Origin of the sequence: Lysinibacillus sp. NPDC094177 (assembly GCF_050279145.1) — a bacterium.
Taxonomy (GTDB): Bacteria; Bacillota; Bacilli; order Bacillales_A; family Planococcaceae; genus Lysinibacillus.
In genome coordinates this window covers 211,504-230,755 of sequence record NZ_JBNNTW010000005.1, presented here as the reverse complement: position 1 = coordinate 230,755, position 19,252 = coordinate 211,504, and the positions used below count along the sequence as shown (strand labels likewise).

16 protein-coding genes and 1 other annotated feature are annotated in these 19,252 nt (G+C 35.7%); of the genes, 10 read left to right on the top strand and 6 right to left on the bottom strand.

All coding sequences use genetic code 11. The features are described 5' to 3' along the window. Positions 1-127: 127 nt before the first annotated feature. Both ACQKNC_RS10900 and ACQKNC_RS10895 read left to right on the top strand, forming a co-directional pair. On the top strand, positions 128-1,615 hold the full coding sequence (locus ACQKNC_RS10900; RefSeq protein WP_427424864.1) for a methyl-accepting chemotaxis protein: 1,488 nt from the start codon (positions 128-130) through the stop codon (positions 1,613-1,615). 192 nt (positions 1,616-1,807) lie between these two features. Beyond that, a complete protein-coding gene (locus tag ACQKNC_RS10895) occupies positions 1,808-2,269 on the top strand; it encodes a VOC family protein (protein ID WP_427424863.1) in 462 nt (153 codons plus the stop codon). Positions 2,270-2,385: 116 nt separating this feature from the next. On the opposite strand, the gene ACQKNC_RS10890 is transcribed toward ACQKNC_RS10895, so the two are convergent. Then, on the bottom strand, positions 2,386-3,642 hold the full coding sequence (locus tag ACQKNC_RS10890) for a nucleoside permease (RefSeq protein WP_427424862.1): 1,257 nt from the start codon (positions 3,640-3,642) through the stop codon (positions 2,386-2,388). A 1,253-nt stretch (positions 3,643-4,895) separates the two neighbouring features. On the opposite strand from ACQKNC_RS10890, the gene ACQKNC_RS10885 reads away from it, so the two are divergent. After that, on the top strand, positions 4,896-5,456 hold the full coding sequence (locus ACQKNC_RS10885; protein ID WP_427424861.1) for a MarR family winged helix-turn-helix transcriptional regulator: 561 nt from the start codon (positions 4,896-4,898) through the stop codon (positions 5,454-5,456). A 61-nt stretch (positions 5,457-5,517) separates the two neighbouring features. After that, entirely contained in the window at positions 5,518-6,546 is a 1,029-nt protein-coding gene (locus ACQKNC_RS10880) for a serine hydrolase domain-containing protein (RefSeq protein WP_427424860.1), read from the top strand. A 599-nt stretch (positions 6,547-7,145) separates the two neighbouring features. On the opposite strand, the gene ACQKNC_RS10875 is transcribed toward ACQKNC_RS10880, so the two are convergent. Both ACQKNC_RS10875 and ACQKNC_RS10870 read right to left on the bottom strand, forming a co-directional pair. Then, positions 7,146-7,253 carry a YjcZ family sporulation protein gene (locus ACQKNC_RS10875; protein WP_427424859.1) on the bottom strand — a complete coding sequence of 36 codons (108 nt, stop codon included), beginning with the start codon at positions 7,251-7,253 and terminating at the stop codon, positions 7,146-7,148. A 229-nt stretch (positions 7,254-7,482) separates the two neighbouring features. After that, a complete protein-coding gene (locus ACQKNC_RS10870) occupies positions 7,483-7,632 on the bottom strand; it encodes a YjcZ family sporulation protein (protein ID WP_427424858.1) in 150 nt (49 codons plus the stop codon). Positions 7,633-7,827: 195 nt separating this feature from the next. Between ACQKNC_RS10870 and ACQKNC_RS10865 the strand changes: the two genes are divergently transcribed. From ACQKNC_RS10865 to ACQKNC_RS10855, 3 genes are all read left to right on the top strand, one after another. Then, positions 7,828-8,148 (top strand): hypothetical protein, encoded by a 321-nt coding sequence (locus ACQKNC_RS10865; RefSeq protein WP_427424857.1) that lies wholly within the window; start codon positions 7,828-7,830, stop codon positions 8,146-8,148. 559 nt (positions 8,149-8,707) lie between these two features. Next, positions 8,708-11,413 carry an aconitate hydratase AcnA gene (acnA, locus tag ACQKNC_RS10860; RefSeq protein ID WP_427424856.1) on the top strand — a complete coding sequence of 902 codons (2,706 nt, stop codon included), beginning with the start codon at positions 8,708-8,710 and terminating at the stop codon, positions 11,411-11,413. 80 nt (positions 11,414-11,493) lie between these two features. Then, complete coding sequence (locus ACQKNC_RS10855; RefSeq protein ID WP_427424855.1) at positions 11,494-12,900, top strand: YcdB/YcdC domain-containing protein; 1,407 nt, start codon at positions 11,494-11,496, stop codon at positions 12,898-12,900. Between the two features lie 121 nt (positions 12,901-13,021). On the opposite strand, the gene ACQKNC_RS10850 is transcribed toward ACQKNC_RS10855, so the two are convergent. From ACQKNC_RS10850 to ACQKNC_RS10840, 3 genes are all read right to left on the bottom strand, one after another. Further along, positions 13,022-13,198, bottom strand: a complete 177-nt coding sequence (locus ACQKNC_RS10850; protein WP_427424854.1) for a hypothetical protein — start codon at positions 13,196-13,198, stop codon at positions 13,022-13,024. Further along, positions 13,174-13,419: a hypothetical protein gene (locus ACQKNC_RS10845; RefSeq protein WP_427424853.1), complete on the bottom strand. Its 246-nt coding sequence runs from the start codon at positions 13,417-13,419 to the stop codon at positions 13,174-13,176. Before ACQKNC_RS10845 ends, ACQKNC_RS10850 begins: the two co-directional genes overlap by 25 nt. Before the next feature lie 75 nt (positions 13,420-13,494). Then, on the bottom strand, positions 13,495-14,079 hold the full coding sequence (locus tag ACQKNC_RS10840) for a DJ-1/PfpI family protein (RefSeq protein ID WP_427424852.1): 585 nt from the start codon (positions 14,077-14,079) through the stop codon (positions 13,495-13,497). Positions 14,080-14,222: 143 nt separating this feature from the next. Between ACQKNC_RS10840 and ACQKNC_RS10835 the strand changes: the two genes are divergently transcribed. The 3 genes from ACQKNC_RS10835 (at position 14,223) to ileS (ending at position 19,143) form a co-directional block, all read left to right on the top strand. After that, positions 14,223-14,660 (top strand): Lrp/AsnC family transcriptional regulator, encoded by a 438-nt coding sequence (locus tag ACQKNC_RS10835; RefSeq protein ID WP_427424851.1) that lies wholly within the window; start codon positions 14,223-14,225, stop codon positions 14,658-14,660. A 169-nt stretch (positions 14,661-14,829) separates the two neighbouring features. Then, positions 14,830-15,675, top strand: coding sequence for a DUF2785 domain-containing protein (locus ACQKNC_RS10830; protein ID WP_427424850.1), 846 nt, complete (start codon positions 14,830-14,832; stop codon positions 15,673-15,675). A gap of 80 nt (positions 15,676-15,755) precedes the next feature. Beyond that, positions 15,756-15,995: a binding site (T-box leader), on the top strand. Positions 15,996-16,053: 58 nt separating this feature from the next. Then, entirely contained in the window at positions 16,054-19,143 is a 3,090-nt protein-coding gene (ileS, locus tag ACQKNC_RS10825) for an isoleucine--tRNA ligase (protein WP_427424849.1), read from the top strand. Positions 19,144-19,252 lie beyond the last annotated feature (109 nt).

Sequence of the window (19,252 nt, the reverse complement as noted above, 5' to 3'; positions counted from 1 at the left end):
CTTATAGTATCGAGAAGTGTTAAATATTCTCTAATATGCATTTTTTATCTACAAAAAGTAGAAGGTATACTTTATAATAATAGAAAAACACACTGAATGTCCATTCATTTTTAAGGGGGAACTATTTATGGAGAAAAAAATTCGTTACGATACACGCAAAGTCCATCGTGTTAATTTAGCCATCATTTCAATTTTGGCTGTCCTAATTTGTGGACCTATGATAATTTCAAAGGGCATTATGTTCTTATTTGTTGGACTTGCCGTTATTGCATTAGCTGTTTGTAATTACTTCTTACCAATTAACACGTATGTTAAAGGCTTTATTTTTGGAATGATTCCTTCGAGTGTTGTCTTTACGTTATTTTTAGTCGATAGCTTTTCATTAACTAAACATTATATTTTACTTTGTTCGGTAGCCATTATCGCTCTTTATTTTAAAAAAGAATTACTATTATTTTTTGGCATGCTAACAAACATCAGCTTCCTGATTCTTTATATTGCTAATCCTAAATCATTATTAGGTCCATTAGATGATATGACCGTATTCATTACGCTTGTTGCGATTATGAATGGTGTTATTCTTGCACTTTATTTAATAGCAAAATGGGGCAATGAACTAATTGAGCATGCTACTATTCAGCAAAACGAAGTGAAGTCGTCATTACATCAGCTAGAGAATACGTTTCAGGAAATTGAAAAAAGTAGTCAAGCATTGGATGAACACGTTACACAATTCCAACAAACTATGCAGAGTATAACAGGGACGAGTAAACAAATTCTTTTAGCTACTGAGGATATTTCCGCAAGTATTCAGCAGGAGTCATCTAGTCTACAAATGATTCATGGCACGATGAAGGAATCTGTGCATTTTGTTACCGAAACATTCGCTATTTCAAAGGATACTGTTTTTAAATCTACTGATCTGCAACAGGAGATTTTAGTAGGGTGGGAGAAAATGCAGGATGCGATGCTGCAGATGGGAGTTATGAATCAAGCGATGAGTTCTACAGCTGAAACTGTAAATGAGCTACAGACTAGTTTGCAAACCGTAGACAGCTTATTAAAGGGCATACAGCATATTGCAGAACAGACGAATCTACTTGCCCTTAATGCTGCAATTGAAGCGGCAAGAGCAGGGGAACATGGTAAAGGTTTTGCCATCGTTGCAGATGAAGTGCGGAAATTAGCGGAAGAAAGTGCCGCTATTACGTTAAGCATTACGAATGTAACGAGAACCTTGTTCGAAAAATCAACAGAAGCACATCAACGCTCTGACGACGGAGAAAAAGCGTTACAACAAGGGGAAATACTTTTACAGGATGTGAGCAACTTCTTCACTGTTTTAAAAGATTCATTTAATAAAGCCAATATAGATTTAACTAGAGGGATGAATGAATTAAGCAGCGCTATTTCCCAGTTTGAAACAATCCAATTCCAGATTGAAAAACTTAATGACATGACCGAACAAAATGCAACTTCCACAGGAGAAATTGTGCACTCGGTAGAGGATGAACATAATATGCTAGAAATGATGAAGAACACAACTAGTCTTATTCAGGAAATAAGCGATACATTAAAGACACTTGTTATGAAAAAGGAAAGGGGATCCTTTTAATAATCGAGAAGCCTACATCAAGGCTTTGGTAATTATCAATATTCCCAAGCATGGAAGCATTCTTTCAACATATAGGCTCCTATCTCTTCGTCAATTTAGAAATTATTAATTTTCAGACTAAGGATTGATGTAAATAGGTTGAGTTTTTTATATATTATTTCATAAATAATGATGAAACAGGAGAATATTGACATGATAAAAGGTTTATATGAAGCCCATTTACCAGTAAGTAATTTAGAAAACTCGATTGTATTTTATCAGAAGTTAGGGTTAGAACTCGCCTATAATAAAGGAAAAGTTGCTTTCTTTTGGATCATTAAAGGAGAAAGCTGGTTAGGTTTATGGGAAAGTGATAGTGTTCATGTAAACTACCATCCTTCTATCCGACATTTGGCGTTTAAAATTGACGAAGAAGATCTTGAGCATGCAAAAGAGTGGTTGTCTTCACTTGGAATTGAAGTTCGAACTGAATTTGGCCTTACTTCCGAACATCAACCTCTAGTACTATCAAACCATCCTCATGCGCATGCTGCAATCTATTTCTCAGACCCAGATGGAAATTCATTAGAATTAATTGCGCCGTTGAGACTAGATAATATTGAAAGTTTTGATGAGATGTCTCTTGAAGAGTGGAGAAAACGTTATTCCGTTTAACCTTTTAGCGGATTTTGCGTAATTCTTTTGGACATCCATTCGTAAATATTCCTATTACAGTAAAAGAGCCTTATACCATGAACGGCAAGGCTCTTTCTGTTACTAAAAAGTATATTTTACTGTTTCATTGTTACATTTTTCATTTCATTACTGTCATGCTTATATTTAAAAGTTATTGCAAAAATGATGGCCAAAATGAGAGTATACGCCCCGAAAACCAACCAAATGTTTTGCCAATTCCTCACACCTTCAACTGTAAAATAATCAACTACTTTTCCACTAATGATAGCTCCTAAATAGGCGCCTATTCCATTGACCATTGTACTAAATAATCCTTGAGCGCTTCCGCGAATACGGTGATCGACTTCTTTTTCTACAAAAATGGCTCCCGAAATATTAAAGAAATCAAATGCGCAACCGTAAACAATCATTGATAACAACAATAGTAATAATCCTCCGCCAATCGGGCTTCCATACCCAAAGAAAACAAAACGTAATGTCCATCCCACCATACTGATCAGTATTACTTTTTTAATGCCATACTTACTTAAAAAAAATGGAATGGTCAGAATAAAGAATACCTCTGAAATTTGTGACACTGATAATAAAATAGCTGGATATTTAACAGCAAAGCTATTTTTATAATCAGGGTTCAACGCGAAGTCATGTAAAAACGGATCTCCAAATGTATTCGTAATTTGAAGTGCAACACCTAATAGCATTGCAAAAAGGAAAAACAAAGCCATTTTTTTATCTTTAAAAAGAACAAAAGCATCAAGTCCCAAAAGGCTGACCAACGACTTGTCCTTTACTGCATTAGAAGTTGGGCAGGCAGGAAGAGTAATTGTGTAAAGTGCAAGTAACAACGAAGAGCCACTCGCTATCAATAGCTGAATATTACTTAATTCAATTTTGGCAAGACTAATAATCCACATCGCAAGAATAAAACCAATTGTCCCAAAGACACGAATAGGGGGGAAATCCTTTACAATATCAAAACCCTTGTTCTCCAGGTAAAAATAAGAAATTGTATTCGATAAAGCAAGTGTCGGCATATAGACGATTGAGTTAAAGAGCATTACCCAGAACATTGTGGTAGGGTCTGAAATTTGAGCAGCTGTAAATAGGGTAATTGCACCGAGGAAATGCAATATTCCGTATAAAACATTTGCTTTTACCCAACGATCTGAAATTATGCCTATAAGACTCGGCATAATAATGGCTGCAAGACCGTTAGAACTATACACGATTCCAACTTCGGCGCCAGTAAAATGCAATGTATTGATCATATAAGAACCAAATGTAACAAGCCATGATCCCCAAATAAAAAACTGAAGAAAAATCATAATTTTAAGCCGTAATTTTATATTCATTTTTTCCTCCTAGAGAAGGTGATGGAGTTATTTTTACTTTTTCAGTAAAAATGAAATAACAATGATGCTATCCTATAATGTTTGTTTTAATGAATTCATTATGCATGAATCGTTCAATTAAAAATTTTTTTGTCGTATTTGAGGAAATATAAAGCACCTTCTTTCATTAATCGTCACCTCTAGAATTGTTGATATAACTAAAGCATTTGCTCCTAATGTCAGTTTCATGCGAATTTAAATTTGGGGTCGTCATGGTGATATTTGGGTATTGGCTATATTAAGATAATATTGAGTAGGTGAAATAGAAAAAATTTTTGAAAATCCGCTTATTTGCATTTTACGATACTTATACATTCGGGATTTCAACATCTCACGAGTTCATATCAATGAAAGTAATAGCATTGATAAAACTGAACTATTAACATGTTCCGATTTTACTTTAAATTTTTCACTGAATGCATTTTTTCAAAATTAATAAATTCGTAAGAAATGAGTAAGAAAAAAGAGAAAATCGATTCGTATAATTTAAAGTAGAAAATGAAAGGGAATATTAAACGACTCATGTAGCAATTACCTGTTAATGGTGGTATGAAAAGCATATGAAGCTGGGTTTGGTGACTCGGCAGGATAGCTAAAGTGAAGTATGAGGGACGAGGTGCTTTAGGCAACGCTCACGCAAACCGTCCTTTCGAAGTGAAATATGCAGGAAAGTACATATTTTGGTAAAGAACTATATTTAAATCTAGAATCAGAATAAGGGAGAAATTTACATGCAATTAGCAAATTTTTTTTCTATAACATCAAGCACACCATTTTTTAATATTATATCAATAGTATCTATTGCAATTGGATTATGTCTGATCATTTTTGGACTTATAAAGCAAAGAAAACATAAAAAGAGTACGCTAGCGATATGTTGTATTGTTTTTGGCTTTTTAGTTATTATTACACATACAATTCAAATCATTGTGAGAACAATATAAAGCAATGGTATTTACAACTTAAGGAAATAACAATATTAAAAAGCCCATTTTCTCAGTATAAAATTGAGAAATTGGACTTTTTTTATTATCCCGGTAAAACGGTTGATTTTAGAACATCAGAAATTACCTTAAATGGACTGTCAAGAAGAACGGCAGTCTTTTCTTATTGAACTAAGGACTTATTTCGAAAAAATAGACAGTATATTGACTAAATTAAAAAATATGATACGCTTAATTTAGACAGTAAACTGTCTAAAATGGAGGATAAATATGGATATTTACAAAGAAATTTTTTTAATGCAGCAAACTTACGCTACTTTATTTTCTCTTGCAAATAAAATTCAGGTAAAAGGTGATAAATTCCTTGAACTTTTAACATCAAGACAGTATATGGCAATGGTGGCAATTGCGCATTTACCTGAAGATGAAACTACTTTGAATAATATTGCTAGAAAATTAGGTACCACAAAACAGAGTACGAAACAGTTGATTACAATCATGGAAAATAAGGGTTACGTTAACGTAGTTCCTAGTAAAAAAGATAAACGTGCGGTTAACGTAATAATCACTAAAAATGGAAAAGAGGTATTACTTGTTGTTGCGGAAAAAGGAATCTACTTATTGGAAGATCTTTTTAAAAAATTCTCAACTGAGGAATTGGAAACAATGTGGGACCTTTTAAAGAAACTTTATAGTTTTGACGGTGAAGAACAAGATGGATTTGAAGAAGAAGGTAACTTAAAAATGGATGAAGATACCAATGAATTACAATCGAGAGTAATGAAGGAATTTGAGAGACGAAGAATTCAATCAATTAATAATGGAAATTAAAATTCGGATAGGTCAATTATCTTGAAGAAAATAAGTATCAATATAGAGGAGAGCGATCATTATGTTTGAAATAAGTGATGAAACGCTAAGATTAATTAAAAAGACCTGTAAAGGAAAAAAAGATATAAAATTAACTGTAGGCTATTTAACAGACAACAATACAGTTATAAAAATTTATAATGAAGATGGTGAACTCGATTCATCAAAAAAATTTCATTATGAAATTGGTTCTATTACAAAGACTTTTACTGTATCTTTGCTATCAAAATATGTCTTTGAAAACAAGTTGTCTATAAACGATTCAATACAAAAATATATAGAAGAACTTAAAGAAGACGAGTATTATCCTACATTGCTCCGTCTTGCTACGCACTCTTCTGGATATTCAGAAAGACTACCATTAAATAAACGGGAATATTTTAACCTAATTTTAGGTATGATTAGTGGTGGTGATGATTTTAATAGGAATAATCCATTAAATATGGACTTTAACAAAATGAAAATGCTAATTGAAAAAAATAAAGTGAAAGAAATGGATTATTCATGTAAATATTCAAATTTTGGTATGTCACTTATTGGGTACGGATTGGGAATTGTATCAGGCAGGGGATATTGGGACACTATGAATGACTTTCTTCATAATGAGCTCGGTCTAAGCGATACTTATTTAGGTACATTAAATAATAATTTACATGGTTATAGCAGAAAAAATAATGATTGCGGCAACTGGAAATGGAACAAAGAAAATCTTATATCACCGGCGGGTGCAATAAGTTCAACTGCTGCTGATTTACTTAAATATGCAAAAATAAATATTTACGAAGATAAACCTTATTTGTCACTTTGTCATAAAAAACATGGAAATGGAACAAAGAAGTATGATATGGGTCTTGGGTGGTACCTTTTAAAGGAAAACAATAATGTTATGTTGCATGGCGGTGGAACAGGATGCTTTAGTTCATTTTTAGGGATAGATAAAGAAAAGAAAGTTGCCTCAGTAGTTTTGGCCAATTATCAATTAGGTAGAAATGATGATGAAAATATAGGAATCTCCTTATTAGAAAGTCTACAAAAATCAAAAGATATATAAGAATTACCAACAAAAAATGAAAATGAGTAAAAAAAACCCCCTAATCAGGGGGGGACATAAGATATAAAGAGGCTGCCGGAAATTAACTTACTACACACTGTTCATTCAACACCAAGGATTTTCATTTTTTCTTTTTACTTTTGCGATTAGAGGCGAAAATTGCGATAAAAGTACCTGAAAAAACAGTAATCCATAAAACTAAACTCATTTTTATTTGCTCCAATCGTTGGTTTAATAAATTGATACGCAATAGAATGATAAAAAATTCAAGAAGTTGAAAGTAATGGTAAACCAGAAAATATGCACAATTAAATTATCTCGTTATGTATTTTATGAGGAAAGAAAAAAATTTGGTGGGAATATACCTACCAAACTTCAAGGATTATTTAGTTCGAGATTTTTTTAAAGAAAATACAGATGACAAGAATTATCCAAAACAGTTTATATTCCGTCATCACACGCTTCCGTAAACTAATGAACAATATGAGAAAATAAACTATACAAAGGGTCACCGGAGGAATGTGACCCTTTGTAAAGCTAAGACGGGAATGGATAATAATATCCTAAAAAGTTATGAGCATTATAGGTGGTATTGGGTATTAATAACCTCTATGCAGGAAAGCAGCGCCGACAATAATCAAAAGAATGAATAGAACAACAATTAGCGCAAATGCTGAACCAGTCCCACTTCCATAATATTCGGACATAGTAATTTACCTCCTTCCTATAATCCATAATATGAATTGTTGTTAAAAGGAACCGCGATATTTATCTACTTAATAAATTGAATTAATAAAATAAATATCCTAGTTATACCTCAAGAGATTTAATGAAAAAGGTCATTCTTCTAAAAGTGTAATATGGTGATGTAAAGCTCAATATGCTTTACATATTATTCTCGTTATGTGTGATTGGCATTAACAAGGGCTCTTTAGATTAATACATGAAAGTGGTGCCGACAATAATTAAAAGAATAAATAGAACGACAATTAGAGCGAATGTTGATCCACCATAACCGCCGCCGTAATAGCCACCGTTGTAATAACAATTGTAATTGTAATTACCCATATTACCGTAGTATCCCATGATATTTACCTCCTTTAAACAAGGCCATGATATAGCTCGTGAGATATAGGGGAAGTCCAAAACGAACGTAAATCGTTACCTCGCTATTAAATTAATATCTTTTTGAACAACGTTGAAGATATAAACATTTCTTAACCAATACTTCAGTTGTAAATTTTGCGTTTAATAAATCGGTAATTTTAGGGAAACTAAAGGATGTTTGGTCAAAATCTACGGAAAAACGGGCTCATACCTGGAAAAAATGGCCTACCTGGAAAGAATGGTCTGCCTGGAAAAAATGGCCTGCCGACTGGGAAAAACGGGCTCATGCCTGGAAAAAATGGCCTACCGATTGGGAAAAACGGGCTCATGCCTGGAAAAAATGGTCTTCCGACTGGGAAAAACGGGCTCATGCCTGGAAAAAATGGTCTTCCGACTGGGAGAAACGGGCTCATACCTGGGAAAAATCGACGTCCTACATCGAAACGCATTGGAAAACGCATTGGATTTACCATTTTTTTAACTCCCTTCAATTGATATAGTATAGGCTATGTTCAATCATTGAAATGGCTTAGACTAAGACACAAATTTGGGATATTTTAAAGGACTGTTATGTAGAATAAATGTATTCAATTTCGGTGGGTTATAAAAATTATTATTAAATGTAGTGAGTTGGATATTTAGAAAAAACACTCATTTTTATTAATAAGTAACTTACAAAAATATTAGTTGTTGTAAATTACTAACTTTGTTACGATTTCTATTATAATTATGTACCTGTCCCAAACGATTAAAAATAAACTCGGGCACATTTAAAAACTACGAGTGCCCCAGAAAGTACCCCAGTTAATGACATTTATATACACTTAAATTAAAAGGTATAAAAATGTCCTTTCAGCGAACCCTTCATATTATGCACATCAAAAAATTGAAAGCATTATGATACAAACCAAGGTCATAAGGATTACTTATTGAAAAAGATAATATTAATGTAATTTACTTATGAATATAAATGAGCTATCATGGGTGTTGGAGAAAAGATGCTTTAAATTTTTTATATAGGCCTTTTCAAAAAGATATTTAGGGGGATCCGCAAATGGCACAAGGTAATTTACACAACAGCCGCGCATCATTCGAAGTTAATGGTAAAACTTATAATTACTATGACTTAGCTGCGATTGAAAAAGCTGGCGTTGCAAAAGTTTCAAACCTTCCTTACTCAATCAAAGTATTATTAGAATCTGTTTTACGTCAATATGATGCATATGTTATCAAAGAAGAGCACGTAAACGAATTAGCAAAATGGGGTAACGGTGCAGATCCAGAAGCTGAAGTACCATTCAAACCTTCTCGCGTAGTATTACAAGACTTTACTGGTGTACCAGTAGTAGTTGACCTTGCTTCTCTACGTTCTGCTATGAAAGAAATGGGCGGAGACCCAAGCAAAATCAACCCTGCTATTCCAGTTGACCTTGTAATTGACCACTCAGTACAAGTTGACAAATACGGTAATGCATCTGCATTAGCAGCAAACATGGACCTTGAATTCGAACGTAACGCTGAGCGTTATAACTTCTTAAAATGGGCTCAAACTGCTTACAATAACTTCCGTGCTGTACCACCAGCAACTGGTATCGTTCACCAAGTAAACTTAGAGTATTTAGCTCCAGTTGTACACGTAAACGAAAATGCTGACGGTACTTTCGAAACATTCCCAGACTCAGTAGTAGGTACTGACTCACATACAACAATGATCAACGGTATCGGCGTTCTTGGGTGGGGCGTTGGTGGTATCGAAGCTGAAGCAGGTATGCTTGGTCAACCTTCATACTTCCCAATCCCAGAAGTTATCGGTGTTAAATTAGTTGGCGATCTTCCAAACGGAACTACTGCTACTGACTTAGCATTAAAAGTAACTCAAGTATTACGTCAACGTGGCGTAGTTGGTAAATTCGTTGAGTTCTTCGGACCTGGCGTAACAAAATTACCACTAGCTGACCGTGCGACAATCTCTAACATGGCTCCTGAATATGGTGCTACATGTGGTTTCTTCGCAATTGACGAAGAATCATTAAACTACATGCGTTTAACTGGTCGTGACGAAGAGCACATCGCGGTTGTAGAATCTTACTTAAAGTCTAACCACATGTTCTTCGATCCAACTTTAGAGCCAGTTTACACTGACGTATTAGAAGTAAACTTAGCTGAAATCGAACCAAACCTTTCTGGTCCAAAACGTCCACAAGACTTAATTCCACTATCTCAAATGCGTACTCGTTACAAAGAAGCAGTAGTGGCACCACAAGGTACACAAGGTTTCGGTTTAACTGAAGATGAATTCGCAAAAACTTCTGTAGCTAAATTCGCTGAAGGTGATGTAGAAATCCCAACAGGTGCTGTAGCAATCGCTGCAATCACTTCTTGTACAAATACATCTAACCCATACGTATTAATCGCTGCGGGCTTAGTTGCGAAAAAAGCTGTAGAAAAAGGTTTAACTGTGCCTAAATGGGTAAAAACTTCTTTAGCACCAGGTTCTAAAGTAGTAACTGGTTACCTTGAAGATTCAGGTTTACAAACTTACCTTGACCAAATCGGTTTCAACACTGTAGGTTACGGTTGTACAACATGTATCGGTAACTCAGGTCCATTACTTCCTGAAATCGAAGACGCTATCAAAGAGAACGATTTATTCGTAACATCAGTTCTTTCTGGTAACCGTAACTTCGAAGGTCGCGTACACCCACTTGTAAAAGCTAACTACTTAGCTTCACCACCACTTGTTGTTGCTTATGCACTTGCTGGTACTGTGGATGTTGACCTACAAAAAGATTCATTCGGTAAAGACAAAGATGGCAACGAAGTATTCTTCGCTGATATCTGGCCTACAACTGAAGAAGTTAACGCAGTATTAGGTACTGTAGTTAACCGTGAATTATTCCAAAAAGAATACGAAACTGTATTCACAGCGAACGAAAAATGGAATGCAATTGAAACATCAACTGAGTCTCTATACACATTTGATGACAAATCAACTTACATCCAAAACCCACCATTCTTCCAAGGTCTTGCAAAAGAGCCAGAAGCTATTAAAGGCTTAGACGGCTTACGCATTATGGCGAAGTTCGGTGATTCAATCACAACTGACCATATTTCACCAGCTGGTGCAATCGGTAAAGATACACCTGCAGGTAAATATTTAATCGAAAACGGTGTTGCAATCCGTGACTTCAACTCATACGGTTCTCGTCGTGGTAACCACGAAGTTATGATGCGTGGTACATTTGCAAACATCCGTATCCGTAACCAAGTTGCTCCTGGTACAGAAGGTGGTTTCACTACTTACTGGCCAACAGGTGAAGTAGAGTACATCTATGACGCATGTATGAAATACCAAGAGCAAGGTACTGGCTTAGTAGTACTTGCTGGTAACGACTACGGTATGGGTTCTTCTCGTGACTGGGCTGCGAAAGGTACATTCCTACTTGGCGTGAAAACTGTTATCGCACAATCTTACGAGCGTATCCACCGTTCTAACTTAGTAATGATGGGTGTTCTTCCACTTCAATTCATGCCAGGTGAATCAGCTGAAACTTTAGGCTTAACTGGTAAAGAAGAAATCTCTGTTAACATTACTGACAGCGTAAAACCACGTGAAATCTTAACAGTTACTGCGAAATCTGAAGACGGATCAGTTAAAACTTTCCAAGCTTTAGCTCGTTTCGACTCAGAAGTAGAAGTAGACTACTACCGTCACGGTGGTATCCTACAAATGGTTCTTCGCGCAAAAGCTGCTGAGTAATCATTAAAATATAAAAACCGATCTCTTAGGAGGTCGGTTTTTGTCTATACATAGAAAATAATTGTATTGGGGCGCTTTGTTTGCAAAAAGATAAACTAAAAGAACGAGTTTTATCAATTGTTCCATTGCCAAGTAACTATAAACTAATCATAGCAGAGTATTCTGAAGACGGAAGAGTACTGTTCTCATGGGCGAATGAACAACAAGATGAAAGTGTGACTGTTGAGTTAGACTGCAATGGAAACCTCATATACTTATCAATTGAAAAAAAGGATTCTGTTTCTGAGGCAGATTCTTTATCTATTGATGAAAAAAGAAGATGTGCCGAACAATTTTTATTTAGTCATTATCCACTTGCACTGGAAGATTTAACGTTTTCAAAAGCTAAAGAACTATCTGGAGTGGAACGTTTTTATTTTGAACAGATTGTTATGGATTTACCGTTAGAACATGCTGGTTGTTTTATAGATGTTGATGCAGTGGGTAATATTGTCAGATTTAAATACAACGGAGTGAAAACGAGTCCTGAAATCCCTTCAAAGCTAGTTTCTAAGGAAGCTTTAATGGAGCATGTACGAAATACATTAGTGCTACAACTAGTAATTACAAATCTAAGTCATGATGTTTACAATGTGAAGAAAGACGGACTTCATCTAGTTTATGAAGTAAATTCAATTTTTAAGTATCATGCAGATTCGCTAGAACCAACATTAACGATTATTCGTGATGAAAATGAGCCTGAAAGCTATGCTGCTCTTCCGCCTTTACCGGCTAACTTATTTGCTAATGAATTTACGAATGAAGAAATCATTGGCATAACAGATGAACTAGAGCTGATTCGAGAAGTAGACATGGGACCAGAAATAGGGATTGTGTGGCGTAAGCGGGATTGGAAGATGAGTGATAAAGATTTATCGGTGAACAGCTTTTTTAAAATGCAGTCAGAAGATACAGTAAAAGCTATGATTTCAAAGAAAACTGGTAAAATACGAAGCTTTGGGTGGATGCATGAACGTTTAGGAAATCTACAGCTTAGTCAAGAAGCATGTTATCAAATAGCAATAGACTTTTTACTGAAAATAATTCCTGATTACTATCCTTATCTTCAACGATTAATTCAAGAAGATGAGGAAGAGGATGAAAGAAAATCAAAATCATTTATATTCCATGCCCATAATCAAGGTATAGCTATTCTTGATATGGTTATCATCGTTGTTAATCGTACAACAGGTCACATTGATTACTATAGTGGACCGAATTTTGATTTGGATGAACTTAGCCAAATTCCTACAGTTCCAGCTATTTCTATGGAAAAAGCGTATCGTCTATTTCTAGAAAATGTCGATTTTCAATTGGTATGGGATAAAAATTATGATGACGAATTAGAGTCTTATCAACTTGTCTATCAAGCTTGTGATCGACATACTAGATCACCTATCCGGTATATTGACGCGACTACTGGCGAAATTATTGTCAGTAATGTTTAACTTTTTTCGGTGGATTGTTTTTTTGTTGGCTGATGAGTAATCATATAAAATATAAAACCGATTTCCTGGGAAGTCGGTTTTTTTATCTACTTCTGTCAAAGTGAAATGGTCTTTTAAGAAATTAATCGAATCGAAGCGACGGAAAGAATCTCCAACGACGGAAGGTCCCGCCGAAGTGACGGAAAGAATCGTCAGAGCGACGGAAAGACCGGCCAAAGCGACGGAAAGAATCTTCAACGACGGAAACTCCCACCGAAGTGACGGAAAGAATCATCAGAGCGACGGAAAGACCGGCCAAAGCGACGGAAAGAATCTCCAACGACGGAAGGTCCCGGCGAAGTGACGGAAAGAATCGTCAGAGCGACGGATGGAACTATCGAAGTGATGGAAAGAATCTCCAACGACGGAAAGACCGGCCAAAGCGACGGAAAGAATCATCAGAGCGACGGAAAGAATCATCAGAGCGACGAATAGGACTATTGAAGCGACGGAAAGAACCCCCAATGACGGAAGGTCCATCGAAGTTACATCATTTATTATCAAATTAAACGTAATGAAGCTGTCTCAACTTAACGCTAAGACAGCTTCATTTAATTATTTAAACCCCATTAGGTCTTTTACCTTTTTTGTATTTTCTTCAGAGGTCAGCATTTCCAGTAAGCTGAATGCAACGTCGAATGCAGTGCCAGGATTTGAAGATGTAATAATATGTTCAGTTCGAACAATCCGCTCGTTAACAATGTTTGCACCATAGGATTGTAGCTGAGTTAATCGTTTACTAGTTGGATGATTATAAGTTGTAGCTTTTCGATTATGTAGTATTCCGCTATGACCTAAAATTAGGGAAGCTACACAAATCGTCGCAATAGGTTTTTTGTGTTCATCAAAATGACGAACAACTGCCTGAAATTCCTCGCTAAAGGCATCATCATAAAAACCAGCTTCCTCAAAGCCTCCAGGAATTGCTAGTGCATCAAAATCCTCTAATGAAATTTCATGAAGTAATTTTTCTGGGGTAACGTTAAAGTTCCATGTACATTTCAATTGATGAAGTAATCCTACGGTCACGACTTCTGTTGTCCCATCGCCCTCCCATTTATTCCACCCAAGAACATCTGTAAAAACACTCGCTTCAACAGCTTCAAATCCATTTGCTAATAGTAATAATATTTTTTTCATGTTGTTAATGCCTCCTTTATATGTTTAATTGTAATGAAAAAGGCTATTCAACGACAGAATCTGTATAATGTAATTTAGAAGAATTGCTTTATAATAAAAGGGATTTTATTAAATATAATTTATTAAAAAAGGTGGATACACATATGGATCAAATAGATACAGAAATATTACAGCAATTGCAGCGAAATGCAAAAATGTCGATGAAAGAATTAGCGGCTACAGTTCATTTATCATCCCCAGCAGTTATTGAGCGTGTCAAAAAGTTAGAAGAACAGGGGATAATTGAAGCATATAGTGCAAAAGTAAATTTAAAAAAGTTGAATCGCGAAATTCAAGCCATTATTTTATTTAAATCAATTGATTGTAAAAGTCTTTCAAATTTTTGTAACGAACATCCCGATGTTCTAGAATGCTATCGTGTGGCGGGTGAGATCAGTTATATTGTCAAAATCGCAACCTATTCAGTGGAAACATTGGAGCAGTTTATAGATGAAGCCATGCCTTACGGAACGCCATCAACAAATATTGTGCTTTCTTCAAATGAAAAAGCGGTCATTGCTCCTTTTTCTGATAAAAATTAGAAAAGTCATTTCGGAGTTGTGTTCGGATAATGAGAAGAGTAGAGTAGCTTTTTTTAAGCTGTTTTTATATTTGGATTAGTGTACAATTATTGTAAGTATTTGTATGGTCAAGGGTGTAGTAAATGATGATTATGCAAATTCATAAAAGATAAAGGGAGAAAGATTGGCTATGATATTAGATAAAAACCTACTTAAGGAAATTGAATTAAAAGAAATACTAACAAACATAAGCAGTGGAAATAAAACGTGGCAACAAGAAGACCAAACACATCTCATACAATCAATGATGCTACATATCGGCTCACTAAATAGTGAACTACGAGATAACTTAATTTATGGATCGTTTTATGAATTAATCCGTGAAAAAAACTTACTAGAGCATTCACTTTTAACGGAGCTTTTAGAGGAATGTTTGAATAATTTATTATGTAAGGGTATTGAAGAAAGTGAATCAGATTTAGTTTTTACCCGTACATTTACGTCGCTATTGATTGCCCTAATATTATTTAGAGATAACACAGACGATTTTTTATCCCAACAGAAAATCGCTGATTGTAAAGATAAAGTACTAGCTTATTTAGCGGCAGAAAAGGATGTAAGAGGCTACGTGCCGGTGAAAGGATGGGCTCATAGTGTTGCCCATATGGCTGATGCAATCGATGAATTGGTGAAAAATCCGAAATTAAATAAAGCTTCTTATAGTGAAATTGTAATTGCATTATGGAACGCCATTTCACAAGAAAATTATGCTTTTATACATAATGAAGATGAACGGATTTTAGTACCTATTTTCACAATGCTTGAGCATGGTTTAGAGGAGCAAGTGATCATAAAATTACTGCAAGAATTACCTGCTTTTTTAAGAGGAAAAAGGGAACAGCTCGATGTACAGCATCACAGAATTTTACTTTTTAACTGTAAATCCTTTGTAAAAAGCTTTTATATTAAAACAAATGGGAAGCCTAAGTTCGCAACTCTTCATAAAAGCATCGAAGCATGTCTTGATGAATTATAGGAAATCACTACCAATATTAGTGCTTTGAAATTATTGACAGACAAAAATTTGTTTGTTAAGATGAGTGTCAATAAAAGCATACAAATTCGTTGATGAGAAAGAGTAGTGTTTCATTTTGTTCTACAGAGAGCCGACATATTGGTGGAAGTCGGTGTGCAGGTGTTACATGAAAATCCTCTCTGAGAAGATTGGCTGAATATAGTAAGCTAATCCGGGTGTCTACCGTTAAAAAGAACACGTATGATTGTACGTTGCTGAGAGCTATTGAACGTTGATTCAATAGAATTAGGGTGGTATTCGCGGTTAACCCCGTCCCTTACTTGGGACGGGGTTTTTTGTATGCCTTTTATACAAACTGATTGTATAGGAGGAACTAATATGCTAGCAGAACAAAAAAAGGAAACAACGGTTGAACGAGAAAAACGGATTCGCGCATTGTGGGAGCAAGAAGACACATTTGCAACATCCGTGACGAATCGTGTTGGACAGCAGCCTTTTGTATTTTACGAAGGACCGCCAACAGCAAATGGTTTACCACACGTAGGTCACGCATTTGGCAGAACGATTAAAGATGTCGTGGCTCGTTATAAAACGATGCAAGGTTATTTGGTTGAACGTAAAGCTGGCTGGGATACACATGGTTTGCCTGTAGAGTTAGGCGTAGAAAAAAAGCTAGGCATCTCTGGCAAGCAAGAAATTGAGAAATATGGTGTGGAACAATTTATTCAGGAATGTAAGGGAAGTGTCTTTACTTACGAAAAGAAGTGGCGCTCCTTTACAGAGCAGCTTGGCTATTGGATTGACATGGATGACCCATATTTAACATTAAGTAATGATTACATTGAGTCCGTTTGGAATATTTTAAGTCATGTGCACAAGGAAAAGCTTTTATATAAGGGGCACCGCGTTTCACCATATTGCCCTAGCTGCCAAACATCATTAAGCTCACATGAAGTTGCACAGGGCTATAAGGATGTAAAAGATTTATCTGTCACGGCAATGTTTAAGCTAAAGGATAAAGATGAATATTTTCTTGGCTGGACAACGACTCCATGGACATTACCTGCCAATGTTGCATTAGCCATGAATCCTAAGCTCATGTATGTTCGAGTGAAGCAGCACGATAAAGTCTATATCTTAGCAAAATCACTAGTGAATAAAGTTTTTGTTGATTCTGTTGAAGTATTAAGTGAACATAAGGGGCATGAATTTGAAGGTGTGTCGTACACTCCACCATTTTCTTATGTCACAGTTGATAAGGGGCATGTCGTTGTACTAGCGGATTATGTTACAGAGCATAGTGGAACTGGAATTGTCCATATCGCACCTGCATACGGGGAGGACGATTATAAAACGGTTCAGCAAAATGGGCTATCCTTTGTAAATGTTGTTGATTTAAAGGGTTGCTATACAGAAGAGGTTCCAGCGCTTGCCGGTAAATTTGTGAAAGATTGCGATGTCGATATTATTAAAATGCTCGCTAAAGATGCGCTATTGTTTGATAAGGAAAAATATGAGCATAGCTATCCGCATTGCTGGCGCTGTGACTCACCTTTGCTTTATTACGCAACTGACAGCTGGTTTATCAATATGTCAGCACTGAAAGATAAGCTTTTACAAAATAATGATCAAGTAACATGGTATCCTGAGCACATTAAACACGGTAGATTTGGTAATTTCTTAGAAAACCTAGTGGACTGGAATATTAGCCGAAATCGTTATTGGGGTACACCACTCAATGTCTGGGTTTGTAAGGATTGTGGTCATGAAGAGGCACCAAATAGTATTGCTGCCTTAAAAGAGTTAGCGAAGGGTACTTTATCTGACATCGAACTTCATAAGCCATATATTGATGAGGTTATGTGTACTTGCCCAACATGTAATGGCGACATGGAACGCACACCGGAAGTGATTGATGTATGGTTTGATAGTGGTTCAATGCCATTTGCTCAGCAGCATTATCCTTTTGGAAATCTTGATACGTTTAACAATCAATTTCCTGCAGATGTTGTCATCGAAGGCATCGACCAGACACGAGGCTTTTTCTATAGTTTATTAGCTGTATCAACATTATTTACAGGCAAGGCACCTTATAAAAATGTACTATCTCTAGGGCATGTTTTAGATGAGCATGGACAGAAAATGTCGAAAAGTAAGGGAAATGCATTAGAACCAGTTGAACTGATAGAGCAGTACGGAGCGGATGCTTTAAGATGGGCATTTTTAGTCGACAGTTCACCTTGGAATCCTAAACGGTTTTCAAAAAAAATAGTGATGGATGCGAAATCAAAGCTAGTCGATACACTAGATAATACGTTCAAATTTTATCAACTATATGCAGAAATAGATGGCTTCCAGTACGATGCAGATAAGACTGGTACACGTACAAAACTAGATCATTGGATACTATCTCGATTACACCATACAATTCAGCTTGTGACAAAATCTATGAATGATTATCAATTTACACAAGCAACACGTGAAATTGGCAAGCTTGTAGAGGAGCTAAGTAACTGGTATATCCGTCGCTCACGTGCAAGATTTTGGGCTAACGGATTGTCAGAGGATAAACGAGGTGCCTATAGTACACTGTATGAGCTACTAACGACGATTTGTCAATTACTAGCACCTTTCACGCCATTTATCTCAGAGGATTTATATCGACAATTATCAGGGAAAAGTGTTCATTTACAAAACTACCCAACTTACAATGAACAACTAATGAATCCAAAACTTGAAAAAGAGATGGCAAATATTTTAACAGTTGTGGAGCTAGGCCGCAGCATCCGTAATAGTCAAGGCATCAAAGTTAAGCAACCTTTAAGTGAAATGATTGTCTCTGTTGACGGTGAGCTAACAGATTATCAACTATATAGCGAGCTCGTGAAAGATGAATTAAATATAAAAGAATGCGTTTGGACAAATGATTTTTCAGCTTACGAAACCGTTCATTATAAGCTTAATTTTAAAACGTCTGGTGTAGCATTTGGACCAAAAATCAATAAAGTAAAAGATTACGTAGTGAATTTAAATGAAGAGGAAAAAATTATATTACAACGTAAAGGTTCAGTTGCGTTCACGATTGATGGGGAACGGATAACATTGTTAAAAGAACACGTGTTAACAGAGTCCATTGTAAAGGATCAGTACATTTTAGCTGAAGATGCTTCATGTCGAGTCCTTATGAATGTTCATTTGACGACTAATTTACTTGAGGAAGGGCAAATTAGGGAACTAATTCGCGCAATTCAAGATACACGCAAAAAATGGAAACTTCCTGTTGAGCAATATATTTCAATTTCGATTGCTGGAAGTGCCAAAGCAATAATGATCATCCAGCAGCACGAAGCACTATTAAAGGCAAATGTGTTGTTAAATGATATTCATTATGTGAATGTCGATCAAGGTGAACGATATATGGAGACGGTCGTGTTTGATGAAAAAGTTACTGTTTATTTTAAGCTGTAAAAACTATATGGCTCGGGAACTGCTTAGGTCAGCAGAAGATGTGTTCCGCTAAGCTCTGCAAACGCTCGGTAGACGGAGGAAACGCTCAGGTATCCCGAAGATTTGGGTA